The following is a 9,173-nucleotide window of genomic DNA, read 5'->3' as shown; positions in this document are numbered from 1 at the left end:
CTGGAGGCTCACCGACGGCGCGCCGAAGCGGGTGATCACGACCTCCTCGCCCGACTCGACCCGGTCGATCAGCTCTTCCAGTCGTTCCTGCGCTTCCGCGATGGTGAACTCAGCAGCCATGTGACCGACGTTACTCCACCTTCAGGGTCGGCAGTCCCGAACCCGGCCCGCCGGCGAGCATCCGCCGGATCGCGTCGGTGTCCAGGTGCTTGTCCACCAGATCGCCGAGCAGGTCCAGCTGCGCGGCGCGGACCTGGGCGAACGAGGTGTCCTCGGCCGCGATGAACCCGTCCCGCCCCGCTCGCGCGGCGGCCCAGGCCAGGAACCGGCGGCGGAATCCGTCGTTCTCGAAAAGTCCGTGCCAGTGCGTGCCGAGCACCGGCCCGCTGATCCCGCCCTCCGCGCTCCCGTCCGGCAGCCGGACCAGCGGCGCCAGGTCGTCGCCCCGCCGCACCGGCACCCCGTGGTGGATCTCGTAGCCCCGCACCGGCTCCCCGAAGGCCGCGCCCGCCGGCCGGTCCAGGGTCTTGGCCCGCGCGAACTCGATCTCCAGGTCGAGCAGCCCCAGCCCGTCCACCTCGCCGTCACCGGACTCGACGCGGTCGGTGATGCGGCGGGACAGCATCTGGAAGCCCCCGCAGATGCCCGCGACCGGGAGCCCCGCGGCGGCGTGCCGCCCGATCGCCTCGGCCAGACCGGTCGAGCGCAGCCAGGCCAGGTCCGCGACGGTCGACTTCGAACCGGGCAGCACGACCAGATCGGCGTCGGTCAGCCGCGAGGGTTCGGTGACGAACCGGACCGCTACGCCCGGTTCCGCCGCCAGCGCCTCGACGTCGGTCGCGTTGGAGATCCGGGGCGGCCGAGGCACCGCGACCCGCAGCCACTGCTCACCGCGCGGCGGCGCGGGCCGCCCGAGCACGCCGTCCGCGGCGTAGGACAGCGAGTCCTCCGCGTCGAGCCACAGCTCCTCGGCCCACGGCAGCACGCCGAGCACCGGCCTTCCGGTCAGGCCGCGCAGCTGCTCCAGCCCGGGGTCGAGCAGCGCCGGGTCGCCGCGGAACTTGTTGACCACGAAGCCCCCGACGAGCGCCTGGTCGGCCGGGTCGAGCAGGGCCAGGGTGCCGAAGAGCTGCGCGAAGACCCCGCCGCGGTCGATGTCGCCGACCACCAGCACCGGCAGCCCGGCCGCCCGCGCCAGCCCCATGTTGGCGATGTCGTTGGCCCGCAGGTTGATCTCCGCCGGGGAACCCGCGCCCTCGCAGACCACGTACTCGTACTCGTCGCGCAGCTCCCGCAACGTCGACACGACGACGTCCAGCAGCGCCGCCTTTCGCTCGCGGTAGGACATCGCGGTCACCTCGCCCGCGACCTCGCCCAGCACCACGACCTGCGACGTGCGGTCGCTGCCCGGCTTGAGCAGCACCGGGTTGAACCGCACCGAGGGCTCGACCCCGGCCGCCGCCGCCTGCACCGCCTGCGCCCGGCCGATCTCCCCGCCGTCGGGGGTCACCACCGAGTTGTTCGACATGTTCTGCGCCTTGAACGGCGCGACCCGCGCCCCGCCGCGCGCGAGCCACCGGCAGATCCCCGCCGCCACAACGCTCTTCCCGGCATCCGACGTCGTCCCAGCGATCAGCAGCGAGTTCACACCGGACTTCCTACCGCAACCCGCCTGCGGGCCCTGCGCGCAGGTCGCATCCGGACGACCTGGATGAACCGTTCATATGAGCGGGAACCATCCATTAGCCTGCTTCGTCGAACCCACCGGTGCCGACGAGATAGGGGAACGAATGCACCCTGACGACTGGCTGTCCCAGTACAACGCCAAGCTCCAGAAGGCCAAGGACGACGCGGACCGGGCGAAGAGCCTGCTCAGCGAGATCGGCGGCTCCGCAACATCCAAGGATGGTCAGGTAACCGTCAGGGTCAACAGCAGCGGCGTCCTGGAGGACATCTCGTTCGGACGCGACTTCCAGCACCCGCAGCCGGAGAAGGTCGCCGCCTCGATCATGGAGTGCGTGCGCCAGGCCCAGCGGCAGGCAGCGGGCCAGATGATGGAGGTCATGCAGGAGTTCGCCGGTGGCGACGCGCTCGAGTTCGTGCGCAGCAACCTCCCGCACGGCTACGCCGGCGACGGCAACGACCCGGCCGAGACGCCTGCCGGCACCAGCAGGCCCGGCCACGACGACTACGACGACTTCGACGACAACTCCAGCGGAGGGTTCCTGCGATGAGCGACGGCTTCCGGGCCGACGTGCCGGTGATCAAGGAGCACAGCGGCAAGGTCCAGGGCATCGCCGAGAAGGTGAAGGCCGCCCAGGGCGCCGCCCAGACCACGATGGACAGCAACGCCTTCGGCATCTTCGGCCAGTTCCTGGCCGCCCAGTGCATCGCGCAGGGCGAGATGACCAAGTCGGCCATCGAGTCCGGGGCCAAGGCCATGGAGTCGATCAAGAAGGCGCTCGACGACACCGCGGCCGACTACGAGGCCACCGACCAGGAGAGCAGCGCCATCATCAAGGAGGTCGAGAATGGCTTCGCAAAGTGAAATGGTGGTGACCGCCGAGGAGTCGGCGAAGGAGTCCGAGCAGAAGGGCACCGCCAACCCGGCCAGCGGCGCGGGCGGCGTCGAGAACGTCATCGGCACCGCCCAGGCGATCCAGAACGGCGACTGGGACTCCGCCGGGCTCAACGCGCTCGGCGCCGGGGTCGACGCGGTCGGCCTGGCCGCCGACCCGCTCGGCACCCTGGCCAGCTGGGGCGTTGGCTGGCTGATCGAGAACGTCTCGTTCCTGCGGGAGCCGTTCGACGCGCTGATGGGCAACCCGGACGCCATCGGCGGCATGGCCAGCAGCTGGGAGAACATCGGCAAGGAGCTGAAGTCGGCCTCCCAGGAGTACGGCCAGTCCGTGGAGGGCACCACCGGCTGGGAGGGCAAGTCCGGCGACACCTACCGCAAGCTCGGCGCGGACACCGCCAAGACGATCGACGCGCTCGGCGAGGCCTGCAACGGCATGAAGGGCGCGGTCGACGGCGCGGGCGTCGTGGTCGGCGCGGTACGCGGGATCGTCCGCGACCTGATCGCCGGGGCGATCGGCGAGATCATCGGCGCGCTGGCGAAGTGGGGCATCGCCGCGGTCTGCACCGCGGGCATCGCCGCGGGCGGCGCGATCGCCGACGCGATCCGGATCGCGCTGAAGTGGGCCGACAAGATCTCGGAGTGGATGAACAAGCTGGCCGACGTGCTCAAGAACCTGTCCAGCCACCTGGACAAGCTGGGCTCGGCCGGGAAGTCCCTCAAGACCAAGGTCGACGACTTCTTCGCCGGCCTGGCCAGCCCGCCCGCCGGGAACCTGGTGAAGGTGCAGCCGCAGCAGGCGCTGTCGGCCAAGAACCTGGACGAGATCGGCACCGGCGCGGCCACCGAGGGCAGCTCGAAGCTCAGCAACGCGTGGTCGGGCCTGAAGGCCGGCGGCGCGGAGTACAAGCCGTTCGCCAAGGGTGACATCTGGCAGCCGAACCTGGACATGGGTCCGGACGGCGGCCGGGCCAAGATGACCTACGAGGTGGCCAAGGGCGCGTCCGCGCTCGACGACGGCAAGGACCTCGCGGCGGAGAACCAGAAAGAGCAGAAGTAGCGCCACCGCGGGTGGTCCGGCCGGTGGCGCGCACCGGGAAAGCGGCGCAGCCGTTTAGCCCAAGCACGCAACCGGCACCGCCGCGGGTTCTCAGGCGTCGCCTCGCGAGGACAGCTTTTTCCGTCGTATTGGACATACGTCGGAAAAAGAACCCGCAGCGAGGCGACGTCTGAGGTTCCGCCACCCGCACCGCCGAGCAAAACGAGGTCACGGTCTTCTAGACCTGGGTGAGGATCTCGTTGCCGTCCTCGGTGATCACGATGGTGTGCTCGAACTGGGCGGTCCAGCTCTTGTCCCTGGTGGTAACCGTCCAGCCGTCGTCCCACATGTCGTACTCGTGGGTGCCCAGGGTGATCATCGGCTCGATCGTGAAGGTCATGCCCGGCTCCAGCACGGTCTGCACCGACGGCTCGTCGTAGTGCAGGATCACCAGGCCGCTGTGGAACGCGCGGCCGATGCCGTGGCCGGTGAAGTCGCGGACCACGCCGTAGCCGAACCGCTTGGCGTAGGACTCGATGACCCGGCCGATCACGTTGAGCTGGCGGCCGGGCTTGGCGGCCTTGATCGCGCGCATCGTCGCCTCGCGGGTGCGCTCGACCAGCAGCCGCACCTCCTCGGAGACGTCCCCGGCCAGGAAGGTGGCGTTGGTGTCGCCGTGCACGCCGCCGATGTAGCCGGTGACGTCGACGTTGACGATGTCGCCGTCCTCGATGACCGTCGAGTCCGGGATGCCGTGGCAGATGACCTCGTTCAGCGAGGTGCAGCAGGACTTCGGGAACCCGCGGTAGCCCAGCGTCGACGGGTACACGCCGTGGTCGAGGAAGAACTCGTGCACCACAGCGTCGATCTCGTCGGTCGTCGCGCCGGGGCGCACCACCTTGCCCGCCTCGATCAGCGCCTGCGCCGCGAGCTTGCCCGCGACTCGCATGGCCTCGATGACCTCAGGCGGCTGCACGTAGGAGTCGGTGCTGCGCTTGGGGGCCGGCTTGTCGACGTACTCGGGTCGTTCGATCGTCGACGGGACCTGACGGCGCGGGGTCTGCACACCTGGCTGCAACGAGGCTCGTACCGGCATGCCCCTCACTCTAGAACGTCGGGTGAAGGGCGGGTTGCGGGCTGTCCCCGTCCAGGCGCCGCGCATGACAGATCCCACAGTCCGAGCCGCCTCAGGCAGCCCCGAGGAACTTCCGGGCCACGTCGACCGCGGGGCCGGAAGCCCCCGCGTCGGTCACCAGCACCGCGAAGGCCAGGTCGTCGCGGTAGCCGACGAACCAGCCGTGCGAGTGCGTGCCGTCGCCGAACTGCGCGGTGCCGGTCTTGCCGCGGACCTCTCCCGATCCGGCCAGCGCGGTGGCGGTGCCCGAGGTGACGACCTCGCGCATCATCGGCCGGAGCTGGTCGAGGGTGCGCTGCGACGGCGGTTGCGGGATCGCGTCGGCCTTGGTCTCCGCGCCGCGGACCAGCGTCGGGACCGGCATCGAGCCCTTGGCGACCGTCGCGGTGGCCAGCGCCATCCCGAACGGGCTGGCCAGCACCTTGCCCTGGCCGATGCCGTTCTCCGCGCGCTGCACGGTGCCCTCGGCCTCCGGCGCGGCGCCGGTGATGGTGGTGGCCCCGGCCATGTCGAAGTCGACGCCGATGCCCAGCCGCTTGGCCGCGTCGGTCAGCGCGCCCGCGGGCTCGTCGACCGCGAGCTGGGCGAACGTGGTGTTGCACGACCTCGCGAACGCGGTGCGCAGCGGCACCGTGCCGAGGTCGAACTCCTTGTCGTTGGGCACCACCCGGCCGTCGAAGACCTTCTTGGCCGGGCAGGCGACCGGGGTGTCGATGCCGAGCTGCCCGGTCTCCAGGGCCGCCGTCGCGGTGGCGATCTTGAACGTCGAGCCCGGCGGGTACTGGCCGGTCAGCGCGACCGCGCCCTGCGCGTCGGCCGGGGCGTTCTGCGCCACCGCCAGCACCTCGCCGGTCGAGGGCTGCATCGCGACCAGCATCGTCGCCTGCGGCACCGGGTCGACCGCCTGCTCGGCGGCCCGCTGCACCCGGTCGCTGAGCGTCGCGTTGACCGGGCCGACCGGACGGGGCGGCACGTCGTGCAACGTCGCGGCCTCGCCACCGCCCTCGTTGACGGTGGTCACCCGCCAGCCGGTGCCCGCCGCGACCTCGTCGTCCACCCGCCGCGCCAGGCCGCCGAGCACCTGCGACGCGTAGCCGCGCTCGGCGCTGACCAGCTTCTCCTGCGCCGGGAACCGCACACCGGGCAGGTCGTAGATGCCGGCCCGGACCCGCTCGTAGTCGGCCTGCCGCAGCGTCACGACCGCGTACGGCTGGTCCGGCGGGGTACGGGCGACCCCGTCGAGGATCGACTGCCGGGTGATGTCCGGGTCGATCGAGCCCAGCGCACCGGCCAGCTCGTCGGCGACGCGGGGCAGGTCCCCGGCCTCCTTCGCGTTCAGGCTGACCGTGACCAGCTGCTCCGGCCCCATCAGCCGCACCCCGTCGCGGTCGAGCACGGGTGCTGGCTCGGGCGGCTGCTCGTTCAGCGCCAGGGTCTGCTTCGGCCCGAGCTGCGGATGGATCACCGCGGGCGACCAGCGGACCTTCCAGCCCTGCTCGCCCTCGACCAGCTGCATGCTGCTCGGGTAGCGCCAGACCCGTCCGTCGCCGAAATCCCAGGTCAGCTCATAGCGCACGGAGGTCGGCTCGCCCTCGGTGGTCTCCCCCACCTGCGGGGTCAGCGCCTTGGGCTCCAGCGCCCGCCGGGTGTCGTCCAGGACCGGCCGGGCCGCCTCCGGGGCGTCCGTGCGGGCGGCGGCGCCCGCGGTGTCACCCGCGGCGTAGGCCCGCAGGAACTCGGATGCCACGTCGCTCGCCGACGGGCCGGAGTTGAAGACCCCGCATCCCGCGATCGGCAGCAGCAGCAACAGCCCGGTCATCAGTCCGAAGATCCGCAGCGAACACACGCCGCGAGTATGCCGAAGATCTCCGACGATGGGCAGCCACGATCGGAGCCGGTCGGTGAGCGGTTGCCAACACAGCCATCGTCCTCAAGCGGCGAAGCCGCTTAGCCCACCCACGCAACCGGCACCGCCGCGGGTTCTCAGGCGTTCCTCGGCGAGGACAGCTTTTTCCGTCGTATTGGCATACGTCGGAAAAAGATCCCGCAGCCGAGGGGCGCCTGAGGTTCCGCCACTTGCACCGCCCCGCAAAACGAGCCGACATTTCCCTAAAACAGCACGGTTGCGAAGGAGCCCTGCTGCCGGAACCCGACCTTCCCGTACGCGATCCGGGCCGCGACGTTGTAGCCGTTGACGTACAGGCTGGCCGTCCGGCCGAGGCCGCGGACCAGCCGGTCGGCCACCGCCGCCGTCCCGGCGGTGCCGAGGCCGGTGCTGCGGCGGTCCGGGTGCACCCAGACGCCCTGGATCTGGCCGACCGTGCGCGACAGCGCGCCGATCTCGGCCTTGAACACCACCTGGCCGCCCTCGAACCGGGCGAACGCCCGGCCGCTCGCGATCAGCTCCGCGACCCGCGCCCGGTAGCCCGCCGCTCCCCCGTCGCTGGACGGGTCGATGCCGACCTCCTCGGTGAACATCGCGACCGCCGCGGGCAGGTAGCGGTCCAGCTCGTCCGGCCGGACCGGGCGCACCAGCGGGTCCGGCGCCACCCGCGGCGGGCCCGCCAGCACCAGCAGCGGCTGCTCCTCGCGGACCTCCCTGGCCGGGCCCCACTGCGGCTCCAGCTCCCCCCACAGCCCCAGCACCTGCTCCGCCGGACCGACCAGCGAGGAGCAGACCCGGCGGCGCCGCAGGGCGCGGTCGGCGAACGCGCGCATGGCCGACGCGTCGCCGCGCAGCGGGATCAGGTTGACACCGGAGAAGCACAGGCCGTCGAGCCGGTGGCCGAAGCCCCACAGCTCGCCGCCGAGCCGGACCGGGTGGACACCCGCGGTCTCGACCCTGGCGGCGACCATGCACGCCGCGACCGGGTCGGAGTCCAGCACCGAGCGGACCCCGACCGCGTCGCGATCCTCCAGAACACGGGCACCGGCGAGCTTGAGCACGGGCCAAGACTGCCAGAAACCCCGCGTGCGCAACCGGCCTGTCCGGTACCGATTCGCATTCACGCCACAGCGCTCACCCGAACGGAGTAGCACTGAGGGTTCCGCGCGAACCCGTCCCGGGCTGAGCGCCGTTCACCACGCCAACGGTGATCACCGGTACGGGGCCGGGATCAGCTGACGGTGACGACCGGGGCACCGGCCTCGGACTCGTCGGCGGGCTCCATGCCCTCGGCGATGCGCATGGCTTCCTCGATGAGGGTCTCCACGATCTGGGCCTCGGGGACGGTCTTGATGACCTCGCCCTTGACGAAGATCTGGCCCTTGCCGTTGCCGGAGGCCACGCCGAGGTCGGCCTCGCGGGCCTCGCCGGGCCCGTTCACCACGCAGCCCATCACCGCGACCCGCAGCGGCACCTCCATGCCCTCCAGCCCGGCGGTGACCTCGTCGGCGAGCTTGTAGACGTCAACCTGCGCGCGGCCGCAGGACGGGCAGGAGACGATCTCCAGCTTGCGCGGGCGCAGGTTCAGCGACTGCAGGATCTGGGTGCCGACCTTGATCTCCTCGACCGGCGGCGCCGACAGCGAGACCCGGATGGTGTCGCCGATGCCCTGGCGCAGCAGCGCGCCGAAGGCGACCGCGGACTTGATCGTGCCCTGGAAGGCCGGGCCCGCCTCGGTCACGCCCAGGTGCAGCGGGTAGTCGCACTGCTCGGCCAGGATCTCGTAGGCCCGCACCATCACGACCGGGTCGTTGTGCTTGACCGAGATCTTGATGTTGTGGAAGTCGTGCTCGGCGAACAGGCTCGCCTCCCACAGCGCCGACTCGGCCAGCGCCTCCGGGGTGGCCTTGCCGTGCTTCTTGAGCAGCCGCGGGTCCAGCGAACCGGCGTTGACCCCGATCCGGATCGGGGTGCCGTGGTCGCGCGCGGCCTGCGCGATCTCCTTGACCTGGTCGTCGAACTTGCGGATGTTGCCCGGGTTGACCCGGACCCCCGCGCAGCCCGCCTCGATCGCGGCGAAGACGTACTTCGGCTGGAAGTGGATGTCGGCGATGACCGGGATCTGCGACTTCTTCGCGATCGCCGGCAGCGCCTCGGCGTCGTCGGCGCTGGGACAGGCGACCCGGACGATGTCGCAGCCCGCCGCGGTCAGCTCCGCGATCTGCTGGAGCGTGCCGTTGATGTCAGCGGTGTTGGTGGTGGTCATGCTCTGCACCGAGATGGGGTGCTCGCTGCCGACGCCGACCGGGCCGACCTGTAACTGGCGGGTCCTGCGCCGTTCTGCGAGCACCGGAGCCGGTGCGGCGGGCATGCCCAGATCGACGGTCATCGATTCCTCTCCACCTCTGCGCTGACGACAAGCTCGGCCTTCCCGACCCACGATACCGGCGCGCTGTCACCCGCCCGGCGGTGGAATGGGGTCACTGCGTCACGTTGGGCGACCGTTCACCGGCGCGCCCGCGGCCGTTTCGGGCCG

9 protein-coding genes are annotated in these 9,173 nt (G+C 71.3%); 3 read left to right on the top strand and 6 right to left on the bottom strand.

Features of this window, described 5'->3' with window-relative positions:
* Positions 1-120, bottom strand: a 120-nt coding sequence (locus ABD691_RS06195) for a type II toxin-antitoxin system Phd/YefM family antitoxin (protein WP_344678464.1), incomplete at its 3' end; no start/stop codon positions are given.
* A gap of 10 nt (positions 121-130) precedes the next feature.
* Positions 131-1,648: a cobyric acid synthase gene (locus tag ABD691_RS06190; protein WP_344678436.1), complete on the bottom strand. Its 1,518-nt coding sequence runs from the start codon at positions 1,646-1,648 to the stop codon at positions 131-133.
* Between the two features lie 142 nt (positions 1,649-1,790).
* On the opposite strand from ABD691_RS06190, the gene ABD691_RS06185 reads away from it, so the two are divergent.
* The 3 genes from ABD691_RS06185 to ABD691_RS06175 are packed head-to-tail and all read left to right on the top strand — an operon-like array spanning position 1,791 to position 3,638.
* The gene (locus ABD691_RS06185; RefSeq protein WP_344678435.1) at positions 1,791-2,234 is read left to right on the top strand and encodes a YbaB/EbfC family nucleoid-associated protein; all 444 of its coding nucleotides are present in this window, start codon (positions 1,791-1,793) and stop codon (positions 2,232-2,234) included.
* Positions 2,231-2,548, top strand: coding sequence for a type VII secretion target (locus tag ABD691_RS06180; protein ID WP_344678434.1), 318 nt, complete (start codon positions 2,231-2,233; stop codon positions 2,546-2,548). The genes ABD691_RS06185 and ABD691_RS06180 overlap by 4 nt, the downstream gene beginning before the upstream one ends.
* Positions 2,532-3,638: a hypothetical protein gene (locus ABD691_RS06175; protein WP_344678433.1), complete on the top strand. Its 1,107-nt coding sequence runs from the start codon at positions 2,532-2,534 to the stop codon at positions 3,636-3,638. The genes ABD691_RS06180 and ABD691_RS06175 overlap by 17 nt, the downstream gene beginning before the upstream one ends.
* A 217-nt stretch (positions 3,639-3,855) precedes the next feature.
* On the opposite strand, the gene map is transcribed toward ABD691_RS06175, so the two are convergent.
* From map to ispG, 4 genes are all read right to left on the bottom strand, one after another.
* The gene (gene map, locus ABD691_RS06170; RefSeq protein WP_344678432.1) at positions 3,856-4,713 is read right to left on the bottom strand and encodes a type I methionyl aminopeptidase; all 858 of its coding nucleotides are present in this window, start codon (positions 4,711-4,713) and stop codon (positions 3,856-3,858) included.
* Between the two features lie 91 nt (positions 4,714-4,804).
* A complete protein-coding gene (locus ABD691_RS06165) occupies positions 4,805-6,571 on the bottom strand; it encodes a penicillin-binding transpeptidase domain-containing protein (RefSeq protein ID WP_344678431.1) in 1,767 nt (588 codons plus the stop codon).
* Positions 6,572-6,861: 290 nt separating this feature from the next.
* Positions 6,862-7,698 (bottom strand): GNAT family N-acetyltransferase, encoded by an 837-nt coding sequence (locus tag ABD691_RS06160; RefSeq protein WP_344678430.1) that lies wholly within the window; start codon positions 7,696-7,698, stop codon positions 6,862-6,864.
* 170 nt (positions 7,699-7,868) lie between these two features.
* Positions 7,869-9,026: a flavodoxin-dependent (E)-4-hydroxy-3-methylbut-2-enyl-diphosphate synthase gene (ispG, locus tag ABD691_RS06155; RefSeq protein WP_344678429.1), complete on the bottom strand. Its 1,158-nt coding sequence runs from the start codon at positions 9,024-9,026 to the stop codon at positions 7,869-7,871.
* Between the last annotated feature and the right edge of the window lie 147 nt (positions 9,027-9,173).

This window comes from Saccharopolyspora taberi (assembly GCF_039534165.1).
Taxonomy (GTDB): Bacteria; Actinomycetota; Actinomycetes; order Mycobacteriales; family Pseudonocardiaceae; genus Saccharopolyspora_D; species Saccharopolyspora_D taberi.
Note: the sequence above shows the minus strand (reverse complement) of the source record. Positions and strands in the feature narration are given on the sequence as shown.

Bases quoted from the DNA above. Each gene is read 5' to 3' on its own strand.
- ABD691_RS06180 (WP_344678434.1), top strand. From the start codon at position 2,231: ATGAGCGACGGCTTCCGGGCCGACGTGCCGGTGATCAAGGAGCACAGC.
- map (WP_344678432.1), bottom strand. From the start codon at position 4,713: ATGCCGGTACGAGCCTCGTTGCAGCCAGGTGTGCAGACCCCGCGCCGT.
- ABD691_RS06175 (WP_344678433.1), top strand. From the start codon at position 2,532: ATGGCTTCGCAAAGTGAAATGGTGGTGACCGCCGAGGAGTCGGCGAAG.
- ABD691_RS06165 (WP_344678431.1), bottom strand. From the start codon at position 6,571: ATGACCGGGCTGTTGCTGCTGCTGCCGATCGCGGGATGCGGGGTCTTC.
- ispG (WP_344678429.1), bottom strand. From the start codon at position 9,026: ATGACCGTCGATCTGGGCATGCCCGCCGCACCGGCTCCGGTGCTCGCA.
- ABD691_RS06185 (WP_344678435.1), top strand. From the start codon at position 1,791: ATGCACCCTGACGACTGGCTGTCCCAGTACAACGCCAAGCTCCAGAAG.